Here is a 25,624-nt window from a genome sequence, read left to right on the forward strand (position 1 = left end):
ACCGGCAGGCGGCGAACGAGCCTGATAGGATTCGATCACCCGAAAACAGCCCACCGGCCCGAACATGACTCCGAACGTCGAGGACCTGATCGCCAGCGAACCCCATCGCGTACTGCAGCTGGGGGACACCGAGGTCGTGCTGCTGGGCACCGCCCATGTCTCGCGGGCCAGCGCGGACCGGGTACGCAGCCTGATCGACACCGAAAGCTTCGACGCGGTCGCCATCGAGCTGTGCGAGAGCCGCCAGCGGGCCATGCTGGACCCGGATGCGCTGGGCCGGATGGACCTGTTCAGCGTGATCCGGCAGGGCCAGGCCCCGATGATCGCCGCCAGTCTCGCCCTGGGGGCCTATCAGCAGCGTCTGGCCGAGCAGTACGGGATTGAGCCGGGGGCGGAGATGCGCGCGGCCATGGACGGCGCCCTGGATCAGGGCGTGCCGCTGGCGCTGATCGACCGCGACCTGGGACTGACCCTCCGACGCACCTACCGGGCCGTGCCGTGGTGGCAGCGCATGGGCCTGGTCGGCGGCCTGCTGGGCAGCGTGCTCAGCCGCGAAAAGATCGACGAGAGCGAGATCGAGCGTCTGAAGGAAGGCGACATGCTGGAAAACACCTTCAGCGAGTTCGCCGAACAGTCGGAGGCCCTGTACGGCACACTGATCCACGAACGCGACCTGTACATGGCCGCGCATCTGCGCCGCATGGCCGCCAGCGGCGAGCACCGGCGCATCCTCGCAGTGGTCGGCGCCGGGCATCTGGCCGGCATCGCCGAACAGATCGGTCAGCAGCAACGGCCGCCCGACGAGATCCTGGACGAACTCGACCAGGCCCCGCCGAAGGCCCGCTGGCCGAAGGTCATCCCGTGGGTCGTGGTCGGGGTGATCCTCACCGGCTTCGTGATCGGATTCCTGCGCAACCCCGACATCGGGATTCAGATGATCATCGACTGGGTGGTCATCAATGGCGGACTGGCCGCGGTGGGAGCGGCGATCGCCCTGGCCCATCCGCTGACCCTGCTGACCGCGGCGCTGGCCGCGCCGCTGACCTCCCTGAACCCCACCATCGGGGTCGGCTTCGTGGCTGCCGCCGCGGAGATCTTCCTGCGCAAGCCCCGGGTCTCGGATTTCGCCCGCCTGCGCCAGGACACCACCCACGCCCGGGGCTGGTGGCACAACCGGGTCTCGCGCGTGCTGCTGGTGTTCCTGCTGACGACCCTGGGCTCGGCCGCCGGCACCTACATCGGCGGGGCGCGGGTCTTCAGCCACCTGTTCGGCGGCTGAAGACCCGGCTCCCCGCTCAGGCCCGCCTCGGTCGGGCCCGCATCAGTCAGGGATGCGCAATACCAGCTTGCCGCGACGCCCGCCGGCCTCGATCCGCCGGTGCGCCTCCGCGGTCTGCGCCAGCGGCAAGACGTCCTCGACGTTGACCTCCAGGGTGCCGGCCTCCAGGCGTGTCAGCCCGTCGGCCACGATCTTCGCCTGACGCGCCAGCCCCGTCCGGCTGCGCTGCAGCATCGGCGTCAGCATCAGCTCCAGATGGATGGCCGCGTTCTGCAGCCGCGCCGGGTTCCAGTCCATGCCGTCGGGCGGTGCCAGCAGGGTCACCAGGCGCCCGGCAAAGCGGATTTGCCCCAGTCCCTCGACGAAGGTGTCGCCACCGACGGTATCCAGCACCAGGTCGAAATAACGCCCGTCGGTGAAGGCGGCGATATCCGTCGCGGCTCGGTCACTGCGGATGTCCACGTGATCCGCCCCCAGGGCGCGCATCACCTCCACACCGGCATCACTGCGCACCAGCCCGAGCACCCGGGCATTGGCCGCCCGCGCCAGCTGGACCGCCATCTGCCCGACTCCTCCGCTGGCCGCATGCACGAGGACATAGTCGCCCTTCTGCAGGCCGCCGCGGTCGATCAGCGCCTCCCGGGCCGTGATCCACGCCAACGGCAGCGCCGCCGCCTCGGCGTCGGAGACCGCATCGGGCACCGGCACCAGGGCGGCCTCGGGCACCACCGCCTGTTCGGCACAGGTCCCCGGATCGGCGCCGGTGCCACCGAAACAGAACGCCACGCGCTGCCCCGGGCGAACGTGCTGCACCGCGTCGCCGCAGGCCTCGACAATCCCTACGCCGTCACAGCCGGGGGTATTGTGCGGCGCGCCCTCGACCAGCATGCCGCCCGCCCGGACCTTGGTGTCGACCGGATTCACGCCGGCCGCCAGCAGGCGCACACGCACCTCGTCGGGCTCGCGGATCACCGGGTCGGGGCATTCGCCCAGGTATAAAACGTCGGCGGAGCCGGGCTCGTTGAACTGGATGGCTTGCATGTCACTCCCTGATTGAAACGGTTGAACGGGTCACAGTCCGATCCCGATACCGATGCCGAAGTTCACCCGTCCGGGCGCGGCGGGAGTGCCCGCCGGCCACAGATGCAGCTGCCGGGCTTCCAGTACCGGGAAGCGGTATTCCGCCTCGCCGATCCGGCCAGTCTCGACCGCGGTGACCGGTCCGGTGGCCGTCACGCGGCGCCCGGGGCGATAATCCACCGGATCGAGGAAGCCGTCCACCACGACCCGGAAACGCCCCTGACTGGCCGCCCCGGTGCGTGGCTCCTGCCCCCGTAATGGATAGGCCAGAACCTCCAGCACGGTGGTTTCGGGGCCGTGGTCGACCTCGGCGATGACGCCGCCCCACATCTGGTCGGTCTGCGGCAGCCGCTCGGCGGTAACCGCGCGCGGCTCCAGCGGCGTGGCCGCGCAACCCGCGAGGGCCAGCGCCAGCAGGGCCGCCAGCAGAGCCCGCGCAACGCCCGACACGCGACGGGACAAACAACGGTTACCGGATCTGTCTTCGTGCATCGGATTCACCGGAAGTGCCCGTCGTGATACGGATCGTGATGCAGCAGACGGGGGTGACGCCAGCCGGGCCCGTAGTAACCGCGGGGCATGCCCGAGTGGTACCACGGGTCATACCACGGGTCGTACCGTCGATCCTGCGGCGGCGGGCGTCGTTCCCAGAGATGCACGGCCTCGGCCTCCAGCTGCACGAACTCGTAGACATGCTCGCCAATGCGGCCTTCTTCGCTGCCCGCAATCCGTCCGCGCACGGTCACCTCGCGCCCCGGGGCATGGTCCCGCGGTTCGAGGAAGTCATCCACCCACACGCGAAACCGCCCGGGAGAGACATCGGTTTCCCGCGGCCGCGCATCGCGTCCCAGAGGGCGCGCGACGATCTCCAGACGGGTCCCGTCGTCGGTATTCTCGACCCCCGCAACCACCCCGCCCCAGACCACGAGCGCACCTGCGGCGGCAGCCACATCGGCACGCACCGTAGCCAGATCCAGGCGCTGGTCGGGAAGTGGCCCCAGCCGCTCGGGCACCGAGGCGCAACCGACCACGCCGAGGCCGACGATCAGCAGCAGTGCCAACCGGAGCACACGGCCGGAACACGGTATTCCGGGAACAGAGCGAGCGCGGGAGCAACGGGTCATGGCAAGTTCCTCACAGTCATTCCGATGAACTACTCCCGCCAAGCCATTCAGGCTATGGCGTGAGTTTCGCGCTTCACGGGGCGTGCCGGATCATCCGGGGATGATCCGGTCTTACCGCCCTCCACGCGTCGGCCCGGTTCCCGACCGAATCACTTGCTGCTCGGCCCAGGCCATCAGGACCCGGGCGGCGTTTTCGTCCCGTGAACAGGACGCGCCACAGGCACACGCATGGTGCCGCTGGCCGAGCGGCTTCTTCTCCTGACGCCCGCAGGCGTGGCAGGTCTGCGAGGGCTTGAGCTGCCGCGTCGGGGCCTCCATCGCCCAGGCACCAGCCTCCTCCGCTTTGTACCCGAGCCGTTGATGAAAAGCCCCGCCGGCGGCATCGAGGATGCTGCGGTTCAGGCCCTTTTTGTACGGACCGCCCGAGGCGGTCATGTTGCGGATGTTCAGCGCCTCCAGCCCCAGGACGGCGAATTGTCCAACAAGCCGCGCCGTCGTCTGGTGCAGAAAATCATCGCGCTGATTCGCCACCTTGCGATGAAGGCGGCGCAGGCGCTCGTATTGCCGCTGGAGCCGGTTGGAGACCGGGAAGCGGCGCGTCCTGCCGGACGCCTTCTTCGCCGCCTCCTCCTTGCGGGAGATATCCCGCTGGACCCGGCGGATCTCGCCCAGGGTCCGAACCAGATGGCGCGGGTTGTCGATGGTTTCGGTCCCCTCGGGGGTTGCCATGGTGGCAAAGGTCTCAACGCCCCAGTCCAGTCCGCCGAGTTGATCGCCACGCTCCCGCTCCGGCTCGCAGTCCAGCGTCACACACGCGTACCAACGCCCGCCGAGCCGGATGATCTCGCAGGTCTTCGGGGTGCCCGGTGTGCGGGGTTTACCCCGGATGGCCACCTTGCCGATGCCGGACAGGCGCAGGGTGCCGTGCTTCATCCGCTCGTTGGTGATCAGGCTCCAGCCGTCACCGTGGTTTTTGTACCCCCAGCCCTTGAAGCGATGCAGCGGCTTGAAGCGGGGAAACCCGGGCGTCTCGCCGTTTTGCACCCGGCGAAAGAAATGCTTGAACGCCAGGTCCAGGCGTTTGAGCGTGACCTGTTCGGACTGGGCATTGAGACCGCGAAGCAATTTCGACTGATGGCGCCACTTCGTCAGAATCTTGCACTGATCCGAGAACTTCAGTGATTCCCGACGCTCGCCCCAGGCCCACCGCCGTTCGGCCAGCGCCTCGTTCCACAACAGGCAATGGACCCAACGCTGGTGCTCCAGGGCTCTACGCTGCTCTGGCGTGGGGTAAAGCCGATAGGTGACTTTGCGCTGAACCATCGTGGCTCCAATATACGCCGAGCATCCATTGATGCAATTTTTCTGGCGGGACCGCCATGCGCCGCTTCACCACCCCCTAAGCCGCTGAGCGGCTATAGGCGGAGCACTGCGGCGCGGATTGGTAGACCGCCGCCGCCCCGCCCGGGTTCTCGCATGGCCATCAGCCGGCCGGCGTACCCACCTCCGGATCGGACAGGGCCTGCACCGCCAGGACCTCGTGCTGGGCGTCTTCCACCGCCTGCAGCAGCATTTCCGGCGAGACCCCGGCGATCGACCAGGCCTGCTCCTCCAGCGGCGGCGCGTCGGCCCAGTCGCGCGAATCGATCTCGGCGAGATGGGCGCCGGTGTTGGCCAGATGCACCAGGGCCACCGAGGGTCGATGGCGATCGCTGGCGGAAAGCGGATCGTGGTGCCAGGCAATGCCCTCCACCAGGGCCTCGGGCAGCCCCCAGTGCTCGGCCAGTGCCCCGCCCAGACGGGCGTGGTCGAAGCCCATCTGTTCGCGCTCGGCGGCCTGCGGCGACGGGCCCTGCGCGGTATCCAGGCTCGCCAGGAAGGCGCGGTGCGCCGCTTCGGGCGACTGCGAGAACAGCAGCAGCTTGCCCAGGTCGTGCAGCAAGCCCGCCAGAAAGACCACGCCGGCCGCACGCGGGGCCACCGCCTGCGCCAGCTGCCGGGCGATGACGGCGCAGTAGGCCGAATGACGCCAGAAGGTCTCCAGCGGCAGACGCTCCTGCTCGGGGAGGGTGTTCATGGAGCGCGTCACGGCACTCGCCACCACCAGACGCTGCAGGACGTCGCGCCCCAGCATCGCCACCGCCCGCTCGATCGAATCCACCGCGCGCGACGGCGCGTAGGCCGGGCTGTTGGCCAGACGCAGCACATGAGCCACCAGACCGGGATCACGCCCGAGGGCCGCAGCGATCTGCGGCTGGGTACTTTCGTCGTCGTCCAGCAGCCGCGAGACCTCGAACACCACCTGCGGCATGGCCAGCAGCCGGTCGGCCGCCTCCACCCGGGCCTCGAGGCTCGCAAAGCCCGTCTCGTCGCTCATCGGATCTCCTCCCGTGCGGCATTACCCTTCCGCGCCGCATTTCCAGCTTAGCCCCTGCGCGGCCCCGACGCATCCCGGAACGGGCGCTCTTGTTCGCATTCCGGAGCGGGACCATACTCGAATGGCCGATTCGGCGATTCGACAAGGAGACACCCATGCAACCACTGCGAACCCTGAGTGCCGCCGTGGCGCTGGCCGCACTGTTCCCTGGCCTGGCGCTGGCCGACCTGCACACCGAATCCGTGACCTACGAGCACGACGGGCAGACCTTCGAGGGCTTCATCGCCTGGGACCCGTCGGTCGAAGGTCCGCGTCCGGGCGTGCTGGTGGTCCACGAATGGTGGGGGCACAACGACTACGCCCGCAGCCGCGCCGAGCAGCTGGCCGCGGAAGGCTATACCGCCTTCTCGCTGGACATGTACGGCGACGGCCGCACCGCGGACCATCCGTCCGAGGCCGGCGAGTTCGCCGGGCAGGTGCGCGAAAACCGGGACATGATGCTGGAGCGCTTCGGCGCCGCGCACGACTACCTGCGCGGCCACGATCAGACCGCGGACCAACCGGTGGCGGCCGTGGGCTACTGCTTTGGCGGCACGGTGGCGCTGGAAGCGGCACGCGCCGGAGCCGATCTGGCCCTGGTGGCAAGCTTCCACGGCGCACTGGCCACCGAGCACCCGGCGTCGGCCGACACCCTGAAGCCCGAGGTCCTGGTCTTCAATGGTGCGGCCGACCCGATGGTGCCGAAAGAACAGGTGGATGCCTTCCGCGAGGAGATGGACAACGCCGACGCGGACTGGACCCTGGTGGATTTCGGTGGCGTGCTGCACAGCTTCACCAACCCCGACGCCGACAGCATCGCCGAGCGCTTCGACATGCCGGTGGGCTATGACGAACGCGCCGACCGGGATTCCTGGCAGTACCTGCTGGGGGCCCTGGAGCGTCGTCTGAAATAGGCCCGACGCGGGCGCTGCACGAACCTCCGGGGGCTCAGAACCCCCGGAGGTAGATCAGCACGCCCAGGAAGATCACGGCCAGCACCGCGGCCACCAGCACCCCGCGGAACCATGGCCGCGACCACAGGCGATCGCTGGGGGGATCAAAGCTGGCTTTCCCGGAGCCGGTCGCGGCCGGGGCCTCCCCACCCTGCTCCGAGGCAGGCCCCTCGGCCTCCGGCGCGGCCTTCGGCCCCCCGTTGAGCTCCAGCTCCAGATCACGGATGCGCGCGCGCAGGGACTTGTTCTTGTGCATCGCCTCCGACAGCTCGCGTTCACGCTGTTCAAGGCTGTCGCGCAGCTGGGCCAGCGTACTCTCCTGATCGGAGCACTGCGTCTCCAGCTCGTGCTGCGCGGCCTCCGCCGCCGACGCGCGTTCGGTCTGCTGATTGCGTTCCCCGCGCAGGCGCTCGGCGGTCTTGTTCGCCGCATCGCGTTCCTCACGGGCCTTGTCGCGCTCGCGCTCCAGCTCGACCAGCTCGTGCTCCAGCCGGATCACCTCGCCTTCCAGCTCGGTCACCCGCTGCTGGCGGTCGTCGTCGGACGTGGCCCCGGCCTCCTCCGCCGATTGTTCCTGCGCCTGCTCCAGGGTCTCGCTGGCCTCGCTCAGGCGCTGGCGCGCCTCTTCCAGCTCCTGCTCGAGCGAACGGCTCTTTTCCTCGTATTCGTCGGCGCGCTGATAGGCAGCGGTGGCATCGTCGCGGGACTCGGCGAGGGCCTGGCGCAGCCGGTCCAGTTCGTTGTGCAGCTCGCGATCCCCGGAGGAACTCTGGCGCAGCATCAGTTCGCGCCGCAGCCGCTCGACCTCGTCACGCAGGTGGCGCAGCTCGGCCTCGGTCTCCTCGTCGGCCACGGGATGCTCGGGCAGGAGCTCGGCCACCACCTCGCGGACCCGTCCCGGCACGAACGGTTTCTTGAGCACGGCGTTCGCGCCCATGGAACGCCAGTCTTCCTCGGACTGTTCGTCGTTCTCCTGCCCCGTAACGATCCCCACGGGGAGATCCGCGGGAACGCCATCGGCGCCGTCCCGGATGCGCATCAGGAGGTCCTGCCCGTCGAGCCTGGGCATGGAGAGATCGGTCAGCACCAGACCGATGTCGTTCTGTTCCTGCAGGCGGGCCCATGCCTCTTCGCCGTCCGCGGCCTCGTACACGGTATGGGTATCCCGGAGGATGCGCTGCAGGGCCACGCGGATGACCTTGGAATCGTCCACGACCAGAACGGCCGTACGCGGCCCGCCGGCAGACGCCCCGGGCGTTTCGCTCGTCACTGCTTCCGCCATGGTTACCCCCTGAAAACCTCGATGCCTTTCCGTGGCCTCCTGCGCCCACGGCAGCGGACGACACGTCCGTAGTTCAGATTACGGCTGATGATCGAACAATACCACCCCGCCCCGGCGGGGATCCGCGGAAGATCTTCACGTTTTGGCTCCGGACGTCTCTATACGGGGCTGGATTTCCAGTCGATCGCGTAGAGATCCCGCCGACGGTCCCGCAGATTGCGCACCGAGCCGTGGTTGCGCAGTTCCTTCAGGTTGTCGAGGTCGAGATCCACGATCAGGGTCATCTCGGTGTTCGGGGTCGCCTCGGCGGCCACCGCGTCGTGCGGGAACGCAAAGTCGGAAGGGGTGAACACCGCGGCCTGCGAGTACTGCATGTCCATGTTCTCCACCCGCGGGAGGTTACCCACCGAGCCGGACATGACCACGTAGCACTCGTTCTCGATCGCCCGGGCCTGGGCGCAGCGGCGTACCCGCAGATAGGCGTTCTTGGTGTCCGTCCAGTACGGCACGAACAGGATCTGCAGACCGTGATCGGCCATCACCCGCGGCAGCTCGGGGAACTCGACGTCGTAGCAGATCAGGATGCCGATCTTGCCGAAGTCGGTATCGAAGACATGCACCTCGTCGCCGCCCTGCAGCCCCCAGTAGCCGATCTCGTCGGGGGTCACGTGCAGCTTGTACTGGCGATCCCAGGTCCCGTCGCGGCGGCACAGGTAGGACACGTTGCGCAGCACGTCGTCGTGGTATTCGGGCATCGAACCGGCGACGATGTTGATGTTGTAGGACAGCGCGAGACGCACCATCTCCTCGCGGATGTCCTCGGTGTATTCCGCCAGGCGGCGCACGGCCTCGGCCGGATAGTCCTGGTTGAACGCGCCCATCAGCGGTCCGTTGAAGAACTCCGGGAACAACACGCAGTCGGCGCGGTAACCCGACACCGCGTCCACGAAGTACTCCACCTGCTGGAACAGGGCATCGAGGTCCGGGGTCGGCCGCATCTGCCACTGGACCACGCCAATGCGCACGTCCGAACGGCTGCCGCCGATCAGCTTTTCCTTTTCCTCGTAATAGATGTTGAGCCACTCGATCAGCGTGGCATACGCCCCGGACTTTTCGTCGTCCGGGAGGTAGTCCGTGATGATCTTGCGCACGTGGAAATCGTTCGCCAGCTGGAAGGTCAGGATCGGATCGGTGACCTCGTGGTTCTTGACCTTCTCCACGTACTGCTGCGGCGTCATCTCGTCGCGATGGACCTCGTATCCGGGGATGCGGCCGCCGGCCACGATCGCCCGCAGGTTCAGCTTTTCGCACAGCTCCTTGCGCGCGTCGTACAGGCGCCGCCCCAGGCGCAGGCCGCGGTAATCGGGGTGCACGAAGATGTCCACGCCGTAGAGCGTGTCCCCGTCCGGGTCGTGAGTGGTGAGAAAGCCGTTGCCGGTGATCTGCCAGTAGTTGTGGTGATCGCCGAAGCGCTTGTACTCGACGATCAGGCTGATGGCGGCGGCCACCACCTTCCCGTTGTCCTCGATGCAGATCTGGCCTTCGGGGAAACGCGTCACCTGGGAGCGGAACTGCGCTTCGCTCCACGCCCCGTCCAGGTCCTGGTAGACCCGCTCCATGATCTCGCGGATGTCGTCATAGTCCTCCAGCCGGGTCTGGCGCAGGGTGAGGACGTGCTGGGTGGAATCGCTTTCCTGACCTGAGGTCATGCGGGGCTCCGTTGGGATGGGGCGACGAGCGCGGGCGCCCGCCGGGACATGCCTGCAGGATACAAACATCCGGCGATGCGCGGAAACCGGGGCAGGTCTTCCGCGGGATTGCGCCCACGAAAAAGGCCCCGCACGGGGCGGGGCCTGATTCGGGTCGCAGGGCGGACCCTGCGGTTACGCGCTGCGCGCCTCGCGCTCGGCCGCGGCTTCCGCCTTGGCCTCGTCGCTGTCGTCGTAGCCGATGTTCGGCGCGAGCCAGCGCTCGGCCTCCTCGAACGACATGCCCTTGCGCTTCGCGTAGTCCTCGACCTGGTCGCGGTTGACCTTGCCGAGGCCGAAGTAGCGCGACTCGGGATGCGCGAAGTACCAGCCGGACACGGCCGACACCGGCAGCATGGCGTAGCTCTCGGTGAGCGTCATGTCGGCGTTTTCCTCCGCCTGCAGCAGCTCCCACAGCGTGGCCTTCTCGGTGTGCTCGGGGCAGGCCGGGTAACCGGGTGCCGGACGGATGCCCTGATACTTCTCTTCGATCAGGTCCTCGTTGGCCAGCTGCTCGTCTGCGACGTAGCCCCAGTAGTACTTGCGCACGTATTCGTGCATGCACTCGGCGAAGGCCTCGGCCAGGCGGTCGGCCAGGCTCTTCACGAGGATGGCGTGGTAGTCGTCGTTGGCCTTCTCGTATTCCTCGGCCTTCGCATCCACGTCACCGCCGGCACTGACGGCGAACGCACCGATGTAGTCCGGGCCACCGGCCTCCTTCGGCATCACGAAGTCCGCCAGCGAGTGGCTGGGCTGACCGCGACGCTTCTCGGTCTGCTGGCGCAGGTGGTGCAGCTTCTTCAGCACCTGGCTGCGGTTCTCGTCGGCATAGACCTCGATGTCGTCGTCATCGACGCTGTTCGCCGGGAAGAAGCCGACCACGCCGCGGCAGGTCACCCACTTCTCGTCGATCATGCGCTGCAGCATCTCCTGGCCATCCTTGAACAGCTTGCGTGCCTCTTCCCCGACCTTCTCGTCTTCGAGAATGCGCGGGTAGGCCGCATGCAGCTGCCAGGAATGGAAGAACGGCGTCCAGTCGATGTACTCCTTGACCTTGTTCAGGTCGAAGTCATCGAAGCGCAGCAGCACCGAGCCATCGCCGTGCGGATGCAGCACGGTCGGCTCGCCCGGCAGGTCGTCGGTCTCCAGCGCCTTCGGCCTGGTCGGGGCGTAGGCGGACCAGTCGATCTCCGGCTTGTTGGAGCGGGCCTTCTCCAGCGACAGCCACTGGACCTTCTTCTTGCGCCCGGCGTTCTGCACGCGCAGCTTCTCGTATTCCTCGCGGATCTCGGCGGCGTAGTTCTCGCGCAGTTCGGGGCTGATCAGGCTCTGGGCCACACCCACCGCACGCGAGGCGTCCTTCACCCAGACCACGGGACCGGAGTAGTTCGGCTCGATCTTGACTGCGGTGTGGGCGCGCGAGGTGGTCGCGCCCCCGATCATCAGCGGCGTGGTCATGCCTTCGCGCTCGAGATCGGCGGCGAAGTTGGCCATCTCCTCCAGCGAGGGGGTAATCAGGCCGGACAGGCCGATGACATCGACGTCATGCTCCTTGGCCGCCTTCAGGATGTCGGCCCCCGGCTGCATCACGCCGATGTCGATCACCTCGAAGTTGTTGCACTGCAGCACCACGCCGACGATGTTCTTGCCGATGTCGTGGACGTCGCCCTTCACCGTGGCCATCAGGATCTTGCCGTTGTTCTCGGTGCCGGTCTTCTCGGCCTCGATGTACGGAATCAGGTGGGCCACGGCCTTCTTCATCACGCGCGCGGACTTGACCACCTGCGGCAGGAACATCTTGCCCTCGCCGAACAGGTCGCCGACCACGTTCATGCCGTCCATCAGCGGGCCTTCGATCACCTGGATCGGGCGGTCGTAGGCCTGACGGGCCTCTTCGGTGTCGTCCACCACGTAGGTGTCGATACCCTTGACCAGGGAGTGCTCGAGGCGCTTGCTGACTTCCCACTCGCGCCACTCGAGGTTCTCTTCCTTCTTGCCACCGCCCTGGCCCTTGTACTCCTCGGCCAGCTCGAGCAGGCGATCGGTCGCGTCATCGCGGCGGTTCAGGACCACGTCCTCGACCGCTTCCTTAAGCTTCGCGTCGATATCGTCGTAGACCGCCAGCTGGCCGGCGTTGACGATGCCCATGTCCATGCCCGCCTTGATGGCGTGGTACAGGAACACCGCGTGGATCGCCTCGCGCACCGGCTCGTTGCCGCGGAACGAGAACGACACGTTGGACACGCCGCCGGAGACCAGGGCGTGCGGCAGGTCCTTCTTGATGCGGCGCACCGCTTCGATGAAGTCGACGCCGTAGTTGTTGTGCTCTTCGATGCCGGTCGCGATCGCGAAGATGTTCGGGTCGAAGATGATGTCCTCGGCCGGGAAGCCAACCTTCTCGGTCAGCAGCTTGTAGGCGCGGGTACAGATCTCGACGCGGCGGTCCTCGTTGTCGGCCTGGCCATCCTCGTCGAAGGCCATGACCACGATCGCGGCGCCGTAGCGGCGGCACAGTTCGGCCTGCCGGATGAAGTTCTCCTCGCCCTCCTTCATGGAGATCGAGTTGACCACCGGCTTGCCCTGCACGCATTTCAGGCCGGCCTCGACGATCTCGAACTTGGAGGAGTCAATCATCACCGGCACGCGGGCGATGTCGGGCTCGCCGGCCAGCAGATTGAGGAAGCGGACCATCGCATCCTGCGACTCCAGCATGCCCTCGTCCATGTTGATGTCGATGATCTGGGCGCCGCCCTCGACCTGGTTCAGCGCGACTTCCAGCGCGACGTCGTATTCCTCGTTCTGGATCAGGCGCAGGAACTTGCGCGAGCCGGTCACGTTGGTGCGCTCGCCGACGTTCACGAACAGCGAGTTATCGTCGATGTTGCACGGCTCCAGACCGGACAGGCGGCAGGCCGGAGAGACCTCCGGCACCTTGCGCGGCGGGAACTTCTCGACCGCCTCGCGGATCGCGCGGATATGCTCCGGCAGGGTGCCGCAGCAGCCGCCGATGATATTCAGCAGGCCTTCTTCGGCCCACGGGCCGACGTCCGCGGCCATCTGCTCCGGGGTCTCGTCGTAGTCACCGAACTCGTTGGGCAGACCGGCGTTGGGGTGCGCGGACACGTGGGTGTCGGCAATGCGCGACATCTCGGCCACGTACTGGCGCATCTCCTTGGCCCCCAGCGCGCAGTTCAGACCGATGGAGATCGGGTTCGCATGGCGCACGGAATTCCAGAAGGCCTCGGTGGTCTGGCCCGAAAGGGTACGACCGGAGGCGTCGGTGATGGTGCCGGAGATCATCACCGGGAGGTCCTTCCCGAGCTCGTCTTCCAGGGTCTTGACCGCGAAGATCGCGGCCTTGGCGTTCAGGGTGTCGAACACCGTCTCGATCAGCAGCAGGTCCACCCCGCCCTCGACCAGCGCCTCGGCGGCCTCCTTGTAGGCCTCGACCAGGGTGTCGAAATCGACGTTACGCGCGCCCGGATCGTTCACGTCCGGCGAGATGGAAGCGGTGCGGTTGGTCGGGCCGAGGATGCCGGCCACGTAGCGCGGACGATCCGGGGTCTTCTCGGTCCAGGCATCGGCGGCCTTGCGCGCGAGCTTCGCGGATTCGCGGTTCAGCTCGGGGACAAGATCCTCCATGTGGTAGTCCGCCATCGCGATGCGGGTACCGTTGAAGGTGTTCGCCTCGATGATGTCGGCGCCGGCCTCGAGGTAATCGTTGTGGATCTGCTCGATGATGTCCGGGCGGGTCAGGGAGAGCAGGTCGTTGTTGCCCTTGAGGTCGCCTTCCCAGTCCTTGAAGCGCTCGCCGCGATAGTCCGCCTCCTGCAGATCGTACAGCTGGATGGTCGTGCCCATGCCGCCATCCAGAATCAGGATGCGTTCCTTCAGGGCGTTCTCGAGATCTTGTCGCGTTGCCGTCATGTGCCGTACACCATTGGTTTCAAATGTCATTACTTTAGCATGCCGGGCATCGAACCCCGGTCATGTCCCGCCGGTGGCGGGGGCACGGCCCGGTATGCGTTGGCGCCCCGGGCCGGAGCTGTCAGGATAGCGGAATGCAGGAATCCCCGATCCGCTGGTATCTGACTGCCCCGCAGCCCTGTCCGTACATCACGGACGGGCGCGAGATGCAGTCCCTGCTGGTCGACCCCGAGGCCCGGCTGGATGCCGCCGGCTTCGGGGCCCTGCTGGCCGAGGGCTTTCGCCGCAGCGGCCGTTTTGTCTATCGCCACCACTGCCCCGCCTGCGATGCCTGCGTGCCGGTGCGCATACCGGTGGCCGCCTTCCGCCCGAACCGCAGCCAGCGCCGCTGCCTGCGCGCCAACGCCGACCTCGATATCGAATATCGCGCCCCGCCGGGGGCGGGCGACGGTCGCACCGAGGCCGACCTGGACGAACACATGCCGCTGTTCCTGCGCTATCTGCGCAACCGCCACGCGGGTGGCGGCATGGAGCAGATGAATCGCGAGGAATACGCCGGCATGCTGACGGAACGCAGCGCCCCGGTGGAGCTACTGGAGTTCCGCCGCGCCGGACAACTGCTCGGCGTCGCCATCACCGATCGTACGCCGCAGGGGCTGTCGGCCATGTATACCTTCTACGAGCCGGACCTTCCGGCCCGTGCGCTGGGCACGTTCGGCATCCTGTGCCAGATCGAGCATGCGCGGAACCTGGGGTTGCCGCATGTCTATCTCGGGTACTGGATCCCGAACGCACCCCGCATGGACTACAAGATACGATTCCGCCCCGCCGAGGGTCGACGGGGCGGAACCTGGCGGGCCCCGGACGACGCACGCCCGCAGGACCCGCGATAACGGGCCTTCTTATTCCGGCTTGCGGAAGCGGAAGATGCCCCAGGTCAGGTACCCGGAGTTGCCCCCGTCGACCCAGTGCTGCAGGCCCTGCTTCATGCGGTCGATGTAGTCCTGCGAGATGAAGCGCTTGAGCTCCTCCTCGCGCGACTCCAGTTCCTGCTTCACCCGACCGTAGTGCGTCGAGATCTGCCCGGAATGCTCCTCGAAACCGATCTCGCGCAGCCCGGCCTTCTGCGCCGCATCGCGGTACAGGGACGGCGAGGCCAGCGAATCGAGGTGGATGCGTGCAAGGATCGGGTCCAGTACGCCGTCCGGGCAGTTGTCGGTCTGCATCGGGTCGGTGAAGATCAGCCAGCCACCCGGCTTGAGCAGCCGCGCCGCCTCCTGGATGACCTGGTACTTGTCCTCGTTCGGGCTGTGCAGGAACGAATCCTCGGACCACACCACGTCGTAGGACTCGTCCGGCTCGTCGACCTTCTCGAAGGAGCCGTCGACCACGGTGATCTTGTGGTCCAGCTGACGCGCCCGGTTGATCTCGCGATCGCGCTCGTTTTCCTTCTCGGAGAGGTTGAGCGCGGTCACGTCACAGCGGTAGTTCTCCACCAGGTAGCGGGCCACGCCACCGTAACCCGCGCCCATGTCGAGCACGCGCCAGTGCGGCTCCGGCTCGCCCAGCATGTCGGCCATGTGAGCCACGGTGCGCCGGCTGGCGTCACCGATCGGCTCGTCCTGATACTCGTACAGGCCGATGTGCAGGTCTTCGCCGCCCCACACCATCTTGTAGAAGGTGTCGGCGTCCGCGCTGTTGTAATAGTCGCGTGCCGTTTCAACGACGTCGGAATAGTCCTGGCTCATCGATTCTCGTCCTCGAGATAGGTCTTGTCGGCGACGTGAATGAAGAAGTCCGGATCGGCTTCGCGGTAGGTCTCCTGGAAGTCCCCGTAGGTGTCGATCTTCTGGAAACCGACCTCGCGCATCAGGCGGCGGACATAGGCCTTGCGCAGCGGGAACATGTTCAGGAAGTACTCGGACCCGTCGGGGAAGCGGTACTGGAAGCGGGCCAGGCCTTCGTCGACGTGGGCCGGCTCCACCTGCACGTCGTCGCCACAGTAGTAGTACGTGTGCTTGGACGAGTAGCCGTGATCCAGGATGGTGTCGTAGTTGCGCTGGTCCAGGATCAGCACGCCGTCATGGTTCAGGGCGGAGTAGAACTCGGCCAGGGCCTTGCGGCGGTCGTGCTCGTTGAACAGATGGGTGAAGGAGTTGCCCAGGCAGACCACGGCGTCGTAGCGGCCGTAGATGTCGCGGTTGAGCATGCGCCAGTCGGCCTGCACCGTGCGCAGGATGTGGCCGCGCGAACGGCCGTTCTCGAAGGCCTTCACGAGCATCTCGTGGGCGCCGTCGGCGGTCACCACGTCGAAGCCGGCCTCAAGCAGCTGCACGGAATGGAAACCGGTGCCGGCGGCGACGTCGAGCACGCGCTTGGCGCCACGCTTCTTCAGTTCCTCGATGAAGAACGTGCCCTCGCTCTTGGCGCGGCTGTCCCAGTCGATCAGGTCGTCCCACTTGTCGACAAAACCGGTGGTGTATTCCTGGTGGTAGTTGTCGGTATCGCGGCGTTCAATCGGCTCCTCGCCGAAATCCTGATCGTTCTTCACGTTCGCTGACATGCTGATTCCTCTTGGCTTTGCTGCAATGAAGTGCGTCCGGCCCTCGTGGCCACGGATGCACCGGGTTACAACGCCTGCATGACCGAAGACGATCCCGTACCCCGGGTCGCTGGCATGAAACTTCTCCTGCGAGGACCGGGTACGGGCGGCCCGTCATCGCGGGCTCCCGATACGGATGCGTTGTTTCCAGCATCCGGCGCCGGCCTGGCCGGCGGTTCCTGACACCCGGAAGGATTCGGTGGTTGCCCGGGTGCCGAGCCGTGGTCTGGCGGCTTTCGCGCGCCTGGCTCGGGGATCGCAAACGGTGCCATGCGTTGCGTCGGAACGCAGGCGTTGTGTCCGAAAGTGTTTTTATACGCTAAAGGTTTTGCGCCCAAATTACAAACCGGCCACCGGCCGCACCGTCCGGCACTGCACCCGCCCGCACGGCCGCGACATCCCCGGCACCTTCGCTATAATGGCCGTTTTGACGCGATTTCGAGGTCCCATGACTACCCAGGCTCCCGTGCGCCGCGCGCTGCTGTCCGTCTCCGAAAAAACCGGCGTGGTGGAACTCGCCCGCCATCTCCACGAACGCGGCACCGAATTGCTGTCCACCGGCGGCACCGCGCGCCTGCTGGGCGAGCACGGGATCCCGGTGACCGAGGTCTCGGAGCACACCGGCTTCCCCGAGATCATGGACGGCCGGGTGAAGACCCTGCACCCGCGGATCCACGGCGGGCTGCTGGGCCGGCGCGATACCGACGCCGGGGCGATGGAGACCCACGACATCCCGCCGATCGACCTGCTGGTGGTCAACCTGTATCCGTTCGAGAACACCGTGGCCCGCCCCGACGCCACGCTGGACGATGCGATCGAGAACATCGACATCGGCGGCCCGGCCATGCTGCGCGCCGCCGCCAAGAACTACCGTGACGTGACCGTCGCCACCGATCCCGGCCAGTACCGCGCGATCGTCGAGGCCCTGGACGAACACGGCGGCATCCCGGCCGCGCTGCGTTTCCGCTTCGCGGTGGCGGCATTCGACCACGTGGCCCGCTACGACGCGGCCATCAGCAACTACCTGTCGGCGCTGGATGACGACGGCCACCGGGAAGGCTTCCCCGGCCAGCTCAACGCGACCTTCCAGCGCGTGGAGACCCTGCGCTACGGCGAGAACCCGCACCAGAACGCGGCGTTCTACCGCGACCCGCAGCCGGCCCCCGGCTCGCTCGCCAGCTTCCGCCAGCACCAGGGCAAGTCGCTGTCGTACAACAACCTCGCGGACGCCGACGCCGCCTGGGAGTGCGTGCGCCAGTTCGAGGAGGCGGCCTGCGTGATCGTCAAGCATGCCAACCCCTGCGGGGTCGCGGTCGCCCCGTCGCAGCTGATGAGCTACGAGCGCGCGTTCCAGACCGACCCCACCTCGGCCTTCGGCGGCATCATCGCGTTCAACCGCCCGCTGGAGGGGGACACCGCACAGGCCATCGTCAGCCGGCAGTTCGTCGAGGTGGTGATGGCGCCGGAGATCACCCCCGGCGCCCTGCGCGCGCTGTCCGCCAAGAAGAACGTGCGCGTGCTGGAGATCCCCGACGCCCCCGCGGCCCCGGGACTGGACTACAAGCGCATCGGCGGCGGACTGCTGGTGCAGGATACCGACCGCGGCTCGCTGGCCGACGTGGAGCTGAAGATCGTCACCGCCCGCACCCCCACCGAGCAGGAGAACCGCGACCTGGCCTTCGCCTGGCAGGTGGGCAAGTACGTGAAATCCAATGCCATCGTGTATGCCCGTGACCAGCAGACCGTGGGCGTGGGCGCCGGTCAGATGAGCCGGGTGTACTCCGCGCGCATCGCCGGGATCAAGGCCGCCGACGAGGGCCTGCAGGTGGCCGGTTCGGTGATGGCCTCGGATGCCTTTTTCCCGTTCCGCGACGGCATCGATGCCGCCGCCAGCGCCGGTATCACCGCGGTGATCCAGCCGGGCGGCTCGATGCGCGACGAGGAGGTCATCGCCGCGGCCGACGAGCACGACATCGCGATGGTCTTCACCGGCATGCGCCACTTCCGCCACTGATCGCGGCCGCAGGAGAACGCTCATGAACGAAACGGCCATCAACGTCCTGGTCATCGGCGGCGGCGGGCGCGAACACGCCCTCGCCTGGAAACTGGCACAGTCCGAGCGGGTCGCGCGCGTGCTGGTCGCGCCGGGCAATGCCGGCACCGCCGGCGAACCCGGCTGCGAGAACGTCGACTGCGCCGCCACCGACATCGACGGCCTGCTAGCCGTGGCCCGGGACGAGGATGTCGCCTTCACCGTGGTCGGGCCCGAGGCACCGCTGGTTGCGGGCGTGGTGGACGCCTTCCGCGCCGCCGGTCAGCCGATCTTCGGTCCCACCGCCGACGCCGCGCGCCTGGAGGGATCGAAATCCTTCGCCAAGGATTTCATGCAGCGCCACGGCATCCCCACGGCGGCGTACGGCAGCTTCGAGGACGAGGACGCCGCGCTGGCGTTCATTGACACCCACGGCGCGCCCATCGTGGTGAAGGCCGACGGCCTGGCCGCCGGCAAGGGCGTGATCCTCGCGCAGACCACCGACGAGGCGCGCGCCGCGGTACGCGACATGCTGGCCGGCAATGCCTTCGGCGAGGCCGGGCACCGGGTGGTTGTCGAGGAATTCCTGCAGGGCGAGGAGGCCAGCTTCATCTGCATGGTGGACGGCGAGCACGTGCTGCCGCTGGCCTCCTCGCAGGACCACAAGGCGCGCGATGACGGCGACCGTGGCCCCAACACCGGGGGCATGGGTGCCTATTCGCCGGCCCCGGTGGTCACCGACACCCTGCACGACCGCATCCTGCACGAGGTCATCGAACCCGTGGTGCGCGGCATGGCCGCCGACGGCGAGGCCTATACCGGGTTCCTGTATGCCGGGATCATGGTCGATGCCGACGGCAACCCGAAGGTGCTGGAATTCAACTGCCGTTTCGGCGACCCGGAGACCCAGCCGATCCTGATGCGGCTGGACAGCGACCTGGCGGAGCTGGTCGAGGCCGCGCTGGACGGCCGGCTCGACCAGGTGGAGGCCCGCTGGGACCCGCGCGTGGCGCTGGGCGTGGTCGCCGCCGCCGAGGGCTACCCGGACGCATACCGCAAGGGCGATGTGATCGAGGGCCTGGAGGCGGTGGAGCCGCTTCCCGACGCCCGCGTGTTCCATGCCGGCACCACCATCGACGACCATGGGCAGGTCATCACCGCCGGAGGCCGCGTGCTGTGCGTGGTTGGTCTGGGGACCGATTATGCCGACGCGCAGAAAAAGACCTACACCGCCCTCGGGGAAATCCGCTTCGAGGGTATATACTTCCGTACCGATATTGGACACCGCGCCATCGACCGCCCCGCCTGAACGGCGCCGGGGTCGATGGCGGGCGTGTCCGGCCGCAACCCCCCGGAGAAAAAAGATGTCCACCAGCGCCGACACGACGGCCCCCCCCGCTCAGCCCGCTCCCGCACGATACCGAGGGCCTGAAACAGTCCATCCGTGATGCCATGGTCCGCTTCGTCGGAAAGGATCCGAAACAGGCCACCCAGCGCGACTGGCTCGATGCCACCTCGTTCGCGGTGCGCGAACGCATGATCGAACGCCGGCTGCTGACCCGCCGCCAGTTCGACGCGGAAGACGTCAAGCGGGTCTATTACCTGTCGATGGAATACCTGATCGGGCGCATGCTGGAGGCCAACCTGCGCAACACCGGCATCCTCGACGAGACCCGCGAGGCCCTCGCTCAGCTGGGACAGGACTACGACGAGATCGTTGCCTGGGAGGATGACGCCGCGCTGGGCAACGGCGGCCTCGGGCGCCTGGCCGCCTGCATCCTCGAGTCGCTGGCGACCCAGGGCTATCCGGGCTTCGGCTACGGTATCCGCTACGAGTACGGCATGTTCCGCCAGCAGTTCGAGCCCTACCGTCAGGTCGAGCACCCGGACAACTGGCTGCGCTACGGCAACCCCTGGGAGTTCCCGCGCGCGGAACGCAAATACCCGATCCGCTTCTACGGCGAGGTGGTGGAACACCACCGGAGTGACGGATCGGTACATTACTCCTGGGAAGACGGCGAACAGATCCTGGCGATGGCCTATGACTACCCCACCGCGGGTTATGGCCGGCGCAACGTCAACAACCTGCGCCTGTGGGGGGCCAAGGCGACCCGCGACTTCGACCTGCGCTATTTCAACGAGGGCGACTACATCCGCGCGGTGGCCGACAAGAGCCAGTCGGAGAGCATCTCCATGGTGCTCTACCCCAACGACGCCACCGCCATCGGCAAGGAACTGCGGCTGAAGCAGGAATACTTCTTTGTCGCCGCCTCGCTGCACGACATCCTCGATCGCCACCTGGAGCTGGGCTATACCCTGGACGACCTGCCCCACCAGGTCGCGATCCAGCTGAACGACACCCACCCGGCGATCGCGGTGGCGGAGATGATGCGCCTGCTGATGGACCGCCACGAGCTGCACTGGGCCCGTGCCTGGGAGCTGTGCCGCAAGGTATTCGCCTACACCAACCACACCCTGATGCCCGAGGCCCTGGAAACCTGGTCGGTGGACCTCATGACCCGCGTGCTGCCGCGGCACATGCAGATCATCTACCGCATCAACCACGAATTCCTCGAGATGGTGCGCCGGCGTTTCCCCGGCGACGTGGAACGCCTCAAGCGGCTGTCGCTGATCGACGAGGAAGGCGGGCGCAACGTCCGCATGGCCCATCTGGCGGTGGTCGGTTCGCATCAGATCAACGGTGTCGCCGCGCTGCATACCGAATTGCTGAAACAGACCCTGTTCGCCGATTTCTACCAGCTGTGGCCGGAACGCTTCGTCAATGTCACCAACGGCGTCACCCCCCGGCTGTGGATGATCCAGGCCAATCCGGAGCTGACCGAGTTCCTCGGCGAAAAGATCGGCCACGACTGGCAGTACGACCTTGAACGCCTGCGCGCGCTGGAGCCCTGGGTCGCGGATCCGGAGCTTCAACAGAAGTTTCAGCAGGTCAAGCGCAAGAACAAGGAGCGCCTGGCCGCGCTGGTGCGCGAACGCACCGGCATCCGCATCCGCACCGACGTCCTGTTCGACGTACAGATCAAGCGCATCCACGAATACAAGCGCCAGCTGCTCAAGCTGCTGCACGTGATCGAGCTGTACAACCGCATCCGCGACGGCGAGGACGTGCCCCCGAGGGTGGTGATCTTCGGCGGCAAGGCGGCCCCCGGCTACCAGCGCGCCAAGGACATCATCCAGGTCATCAACGAGGTCGCCGACATCATCAACCACGACCCGCAGGTGGGGGACCGCCTGAAGTGCGTGTTCATCCCCAACTACGAGGTCAGCGCCGCGACCGTGATCATCCCCGCGGCGGACCTCTCGGAGCAGATCTCCACCGCGGGCTTCGAGGCGTCGGGCACCGGCAACATGAAGCTGGCCCTGAACGGTGCGCTGACCATCGGTACGCTGGACGGTGCCAACATCGAGATCCGCGACGCGGTCGGCGAGGAGAACATCTTCATCTTCGGCATGACCGAGTCCGAGGTGGTCGCCCACCGCGCCCGCGGCGAGCCCCCCGAGGCGATGCTCGCCGGGCGCCCGGCCCTGACGCGTACGGTGGAGATGCTCGAGCAGGGCTATTTCACCTGCGACGACAACGCCACCCATGCGGAACTGGGGCACTATCTGCGCCATCAGGATCCGTTCTTCGTGCTCGCCGATTACCCCGCCTACCGCGAGGCCTGCGAGCGGGCCGACGCGCTGTATGCACAGCCGGAATGCTGGAACGCCGCGGCGCTCACCAACATCGCGCGCATGGGCTTCTTCTCCATCGACCGCACGGTGCGTGACTACGCGGAGAAGATCTGGGACGCCACGCCGGAACCGGTGGCCCCGAAACGCAACGGCGGCTGAGCACGGCCGCCGAGCGAGGCCGCCCCGGTCACTCGTCCGGGTCGGCGACCTCGGCGATCAGGTCGTGCTCGCGGGTGTCCGTGACCCGCACCTCGATGAAGTCCCCCGCCTCCACCGAGTCGGGATCGGCATCCGGCACGCGGATCACCCCGTCGATCTCCGGCGCCTCCGCGGCCGAACGCGCGACCACGACGCCGTGTTCGTCGGTGCCGTCGACCAGCACCACCGGCTGCGTGCCCACCCGACGGCGCAGGCGCTCGGCACTGATCTCCGCCTGCACCTCCATGAACCGCGCCAGGCGTTCCTGGCGCACGGGCTCGGGCACCGGGTCCGGCAGGGCATTGGCCTCGGCCCCGTCCACCGGCGAATAGGCAAAGGCCCCGACGCGGTCGAGCTGCGCCTCGCGCAGGAAGTCCAGCAGGGTCTCGAACTCGGCCTCGGTCTCGCCGGGGAAGCCCACGATGAACGTCGAGCGCAGGGTCAGGTCCGGCACCTGCGCGCGCCAGTCGGCGATCCGCTCCAGCACCTTCTCCGCCGCAGCCGGACGGCGCATCGCCTTGAGCACCCGCGGGTGGCCGTGCTGCAGCGGCATGTCGAGATAGGGCAGCAGCCCGCCCTCCTCGCCGGACCCCATCAGCGGGATCAGGCGATCCACATGCGGATAGGGATAGACGTAGTGCAGCCGCACCCAGATCCCCAGCCGCCCCAGGGCCTCGGCGAGATGCGCGATGTCGGAACGGATCGGGCGCCCGCCATGGAAGCCGGTACGGTATTTCACGTCCACGCCGTAGGCGGAAGTGTCCTGCGAGATCACCAGGATCTCGCGCACCCCGGCCTCGGCCAGGCGCTCGGCCTCCGCCAGCACCTCGCCAATCGAGCGGCTGACCAGGTCGCCGCGCAGGCCGGGGATGATGCAGAAGCTGCAGCGGTGATTGCAGCCCTCGGAGATCTTCAGATAGGCGTAGTGGCGCGGGGTCAGACGAATGCCCTCCGGCGGCACCAGGGTCTCGAAGGTGCCCGCCGGCGGCGGCAGGTGCTCGTGCACCGCCGTCACCACGTCCTCGTAGGCGTGCGGCCCGGTCACCGCCAGCACGTCCGGGTGGCGCTCGTGGATGGTCTCGGCATCCTTGCCCAGGCAGCCGGTCACGATCACCTGCCCGTTCTCCGCCAGGGCCTCGCCGATCGCCCCCAGCGATTCTTCCACCGCTTCGTCGATGAACCCGCAGGTGTTGACCACCACCAGGTCCGCCCCGGTGTAGTCCCCGACGATCCCGTAGCCCTCGGCACGCAGCCGGGTCAGGATGCGCTCGGAATCCACCAGCGCCTTGGGACAGCCCAGGCTGACAAAGCCGACCTGCGGCACTGCGCTTGACAATGCGGACATGTTATTCACAACGCGACTCCCGTCCTTTCACGCCGGTCCCGACCCCGGGCAGCACCGGGCCCGGGCCCATTGACATACAAGGAACACTTTATTTTCAGTAATATAAAAACTCTGGGCAAAAACTGACCAATCCAGAGTCCTGCGCCGCAGCAAGCCGCTGGCGCCATCCAGTGACAGTTCGTCCACAAAGTTTTCCACAGGTTTCGGGGAAAACTCGCGCGCCCCGGCACAACGCCCCGCAAGACAACGACTTGCCCGTACCGCCCGGAGAGCAGCCCGCCGGCCCTGTTCGCCTGCGGGCAGGCTCCCGCCATCGCGAGTCGCAGCCCCCTCGCCCCGTCATTGCGAGGAGCCGAAGGCGACGTGGCAATCGGCCGAAGCGGGCTGCATGCAGGAACAGGTGGCTTCGGATGGAGATCGCCACATCGCTTCGCGACTCGCGATGACGGGAACGTGCTCGGACGCGAACCGACCGGTTTCGGGCAAAACGCACGCCCCGCCGGAACGCCCCGCAAGACAACGAGTTGTTCGCACCGCCCGACAGCACGTCCGGATCCCGGCCGCCCCCCGCGAAGACCGCCGTCGACTTGCGCCCGGCCACAGGAGGCGGCTATGCTAGCGCACTTTTCGCCCGAACACGCGTGAGTCGACCATGAAAGCCGAGATCCATCCCCAATACCGCGAAGTCAACGTGATCTGCACCTGTGGCACGAAGTTCACGACCCGTTCCACCCTGGGTCAGGACGAGATGCACCTGGACGTCTGCTCGCAGTGCCATCCGTTCTACACCGGCAAGCAGAAGATCGTCGACACCGCCGGCCAGGTGGACAAGTTCAAGCGCCGCTTCGCGTTCTGAAGTCCCGCGCGAGGTCGCATCACGCGGCCCCGCAGGCAGGCGGCGGCCCATCGGCCCCGCCGGCGTGGCCGATCCGGCGAGGGCATCCTTCGGGGTGCCCTCGTTTGCGTGCGGGCTCCGCAGGGCGGTCCGCAGGGTGTATGCTGAAGAGGTGTCATCATCCCGCATCCCCGCGGGACCTGCAGGCAGAAACCGCATGAACTGGTCACGCATGAACTCGCTGTTCCGTCCGTTGCGCCGGCGCCTGCCGGTGCTGGCCCTGATCGCCGTACTGGGCATGGCCCTGGGCCTGCCCGCCTGCACCACCAACCCGGTGACGGGACGTTCCCAGCTGATGCTGGTCTCGGAGAACCAGGCGATCGACGCCTCGCGCGAGGCCTACGTGGAGATGCTCTCCGGCGCACGCGACGAAGGCCGGATCAACGCCGACCCCGAGATGACCGAACGGGTCCACGGGATCACCGAACGCCTGGTCGCGCAGGCCATCGAGTACCGCCCGGAGACCGCCGACTGGGACTGGGAGATCGCGGTCATCGAGGCGCCGGACACCCTCAACGCGTTCGCGATGGCCGGCGGCAAGATGGCGATCTACTCCGGCATCATCGAGCAGCTGGAGCTGACCGACGACGAACTGGCGCAGATCATCGGCCACGAGATCGGCCATGCCCTGTCCGCCCACAGCGCCGAGAAGATGTCGGTGGCGATGGCCTCCAATCTGGCGGTCACCGGCTTCGCCATCACCGGCGACCGCTCCGAGCTGGCGCTGACCGGCGCCGCGCTGGGCGCGGTGCTGGCGGTGCAGCTGCCGCACAGCCGGCGCATGGAAACCGAAGCCGACGAGATCGGCATCGAACTGGCGGCCCGCGCCGGCTACGACCCCGACGCCGCCCCGGCGCTGTGGCGCAAGATGGCGGAACAGTCCAATGGCAGCCGCCACCCGGTGTTCCTCAGCACCCATCCGGCGCCGGAAGGGCGCCAGCGCGAGCTCGCCCGGCTGGCCGACGAGGTACGTCCGCTGTACGAGGCGGCCCGCGACCGCAATGATCTGCCGACCCACCCGGTCAACTGAACCCACCGCCCGCACAA

The 25,624-nt window shown here is 67.4% G+C and carries 19 protein-coding genes; 8 read left to right on the forward strand and 11 right to left on the reverse strand.

Features of this window, described 5'->3' with window-relative positions; all coding sequences use genetic code 11:
- Window positions 1-64 precede the first annotated feature (64 nt).
- Window positions 65-1,279 carry a TraB/GumN family protein gene (locus F787_RS0110925; protein ID WP_028492187.1) on the forward strand — a complete coding sequence of 405 codons (1,215 nt, stop codon included), beginning with the start codon at window positions 65-67 and terminating at the stop codon, window positions 1,277-1,279.
- A gap of 42 nt (window positions 1,280-1,321) precedes the next feature.
- On the opposite strand, the gene F787_RS0110930 is transcribed toward F787_RS0110925, so the two are convergent.
- From F787_RS0110930 to F787_RS0110950, 5 genes are all read right to left on the reverse strand, one after another.
- On the reverse strand, window positions 1,322-2,320 hold the full coding sequence (locus tag F787_RS0110930) for a zinc-binding dehydrogenase (RefSeq protein ID WP_028492188.1): 999 nt from the start codon (window positions 2,318-2,320) through the stop codon (window positions 1,322-1,324).
- A gap of 30 nt (window positions 2,321-2,350) precedes the next feature.
- Window positions 2,351-2,809: a Slp family lipoprotein gene (locus F787_RS0110935; protein ID WP_028492189.1), complete on the reverse strand. Its 459-nt coding sequence runs from the start codon at window positions 2,807-2,809 to the stop codon at window positions 2,351-2,353.
- A gap of 47 nt (window positions 2,810-2,856) precedes the next feature.
- Window positions 2,857-3,483: a Slp family lipoprotein gene (locus F787_RS0110940; RefSeq protein ID WP_369774277.1), complete on the reverse strand. Its 627-nt coding sequence runs from the start codon at window positions 3,481-3,483 to the stop codon at window positions 2,857-2,859.
- 111 nt (window positions 3,484-3,594) lie between these two features.
- Window positions 3,595-4,806 carry an RNA-guided endonuclease TnpB family protein gene (locus F787_RS0110945; protein WP_028492191.1) on the reverse strand — a complete coding sequence of 404 codons (1,212 nt, stop codon included), beginning with the start codon at window positions 4,804-4,806 and terminating at the stop codon, window positions 3,595-3,597.
- A gap of 160 nt (window positions 4,807-4,966) precedes the next feature.
- Window positions 4,967-5,860, reverse strand: a complete 894-nt coding sequence (locus F787_RS0110950; RefSeq protein ID WP_028492192.1) for an HDOD domain-containing protein — start codon at window positions 5,858-5,860, stop codon at window positions 4,967-4,969.
- Window positions 5,861-6,015: 155 nt separating this feature from the next.
- On the opposite strand from F787_RS0110950, the gene F787_RS0110955 reads away from it, so the two are divergent.
- Window positions 6,016-6,813, forward strand: coding sequence for a dienelactone hydrolase family protein (locus F787_RS0110955; protein ID WP_042805901.1), 798 nt, complete (start codon window positions 6,016-6,018; stop codon window positions 6,811-6,813).
- 34 nt (window positions 6,814-6,847) lie between these two features.
- Here F787_RS0110955 and F787_RS0110960 read toward each other — a convergent pair whose 3' ends face one another.
- The 3 genes from F787_RS0110960 to metH form a co-directional block, all read right to left on the reverse strand.
- Window positions 6,848-8,134 (reverse strand): response regulator, encoded by a 1,287-nt coding sequence (locus tag F787_RS0110960; protein WP_028492194.1) that lies wholly within the window; start codon window positions 8,132-8,134, stop codon window positions 6,848-6,850.
- Window positions 8,135-8,292: 158 nt separating this feature from the next.
- A complete protein-coding gene (locus F787_RS0110965; RefSeq protein WP_018869116.1) occupies window positions 8,293-9,843 on the reverse strand; it encodes a bifunctional GNAT family N-acetyltransferase/carbon-nitrogen hydrolase family protein in 1,551 nt (516 codons plus the stop codon).
- 174 nt (window positions 9,844-10,017) lie between these two features.
- Window positions 10,018-13,809: a methionine synthase gene (metH, locus tag F787_RS0110970; protein ID WP_028492195.1), complete on the reverse strand. Its 3,792-nt coding sequence runs from the start codon at window positions 13,807-13,809 to the stop codon at window positions 10,018-10,020.
- A gap of 134 nt (window positions 13,810-13,943) precedes the next feature.
- Between metH and F787_RS0110975 the strand changes: the two genes are divergently transcribed.
- Entirely contained in the window at window positions 13,944-14,702 is a 759-nt protein-coding gene (locus F787_RS0110975; RefSeq protein WP_028492196.1) for an arginyltransferase, read from the forward strand.
- Window positions 14,703-14,711: 9 nt separating this feature from the next.
- On the opposite strand, the gene F787_RS0110980 is transcribed toward F787_RS0110975, so the two are convergent.
- Window positions 14,712-15,557 (reverse strand): methyltransferase domain-containing protein, encoded by an 846-nt coding sequence (locus tag F787_RS0110980; RefSeq protein ID WP_028492197.1) that lies wholly within the window; start codon window positions 15,555-15,557, stop codon window positions 14,712-14,714.
- A complete protein-coding gene (locus F787_RS0110985) occupies window positions 15,554-16,372 on the reverse strand; it encodes a class I SAM-dependent methyltransferase (protein WP_028492198.1) in 819 nt (272 codons plus the stop codon). The genes F787_RS0110980 and F787_RS0110985 overlap by 4 nt, the downstream gene beginning before the upstream one ends.
- A gap of 487 nt (window positions 16,373-16,859) precedes the next feature.
- Here F787_RS0110985 and purH point away from each other — a divergent pair, with 487 nt between their 5' ends.
- The 3 genes from purH (at window position 16,860) to F787_RS15670 (ending at window position 22,298) form a co-directional block, all read left to right on the forward strand.
- A complete protein-coding gene (gene purH, locus F787_RS0110990) occupies window positions 16,860-18,425 on the forward strand; it encodes a bifunctional phosphoribosylaminoimidazolecarboxamide formyltransferase/IMP cyclohydrolase (protein ID WP_028492199.1) in 1,566 nt (521 codons plus the stop codon).
- 37 nt (window positions 18,426-18,462) lie between these two features.
- On the forward strand, window positions 18,463-19,752 hold the full coding sequence (gene purD, locus F787_RS0110995; RefSeq protein ID WP_028492200.1) for a phosphoribosylamine--glycine ligase: 1,290 nt from the start codon (window positions 18,463-18,465) through the stop codon (window positions 19,750-19,752).
- A 119-nt stretch (window positions 19,753-19,871) separates the two neighbouring features.
- Complete coding sequence (locus F787_RS15670) at window positions 19,872-22,298, forward strand: glycogen/starch/alpha-glucan phosphorylase (RefSeq protein WP_051246124.1); 2,427 nt, start codon at window positions 19,872-19,874, stop codon at window positions 22,296-22,298.
- A 28-nt stretch (window positions 22,299-22,326) separates the two neighbouring features.
- Here the strand turns inward: F787_RS15670 and rimO are convergent, their stop codons facing one another.
- Window positions 22,327-23,682, reverse strand: coding sequence for a 30S ribosomal protein S12 methylthiotransferase RimO (gene rimO / locus F787_RS0111005; RefSeq protein ID WP_028492201.1), 1,356 nt, complete (start codon window positions 23,680-23,682; stop codon window positions 22,327-22,329).
- A gap of 652 nt (window positions 23,683-24,334) precedes the next feature.
- Between rimO and rpmE the strand changes: the two genes are divergently transcribed.
- Both rpmE and F787_RS0111015 read left to right on the forward strand, forming a co-directional pair.
- Entirely contained in the window at window positions 24,335-24,538 is a 204-nt protein-coding gene (rpmE, locus tag F787_RS0111010; RefSeq protein ID WP_018869107.1) for a 50S ribosomal protein L31, read from the forward strand.
- Between the two features lie 211 nt (window positions 24,539-24,749).
- Window positions 24,750-25,607, forward strand: a complete 858-nt coding sequence (locus F787_RS0111015) for a M48 family metallopeptidase (protein WP_019591596.1) — start codon at window positions 24,750-24,752, stop codon at window positions 25,605-25,607.
- Window positions 25,608-25,624 lie beyond the last annotated feature (17 nt).

Origin of the sequence: Thioalkalivibrio sp. ALE19 (assembly GCF_000428605.1) — a bacterium.
Taxonomy (GTDB): domain Bacteria; phylum Pseudomonadota; class Gammaproteobacteria; order Ectothiorhodospirales; family Ectothiorhodospiraceae; genus Thioalkalivibrio.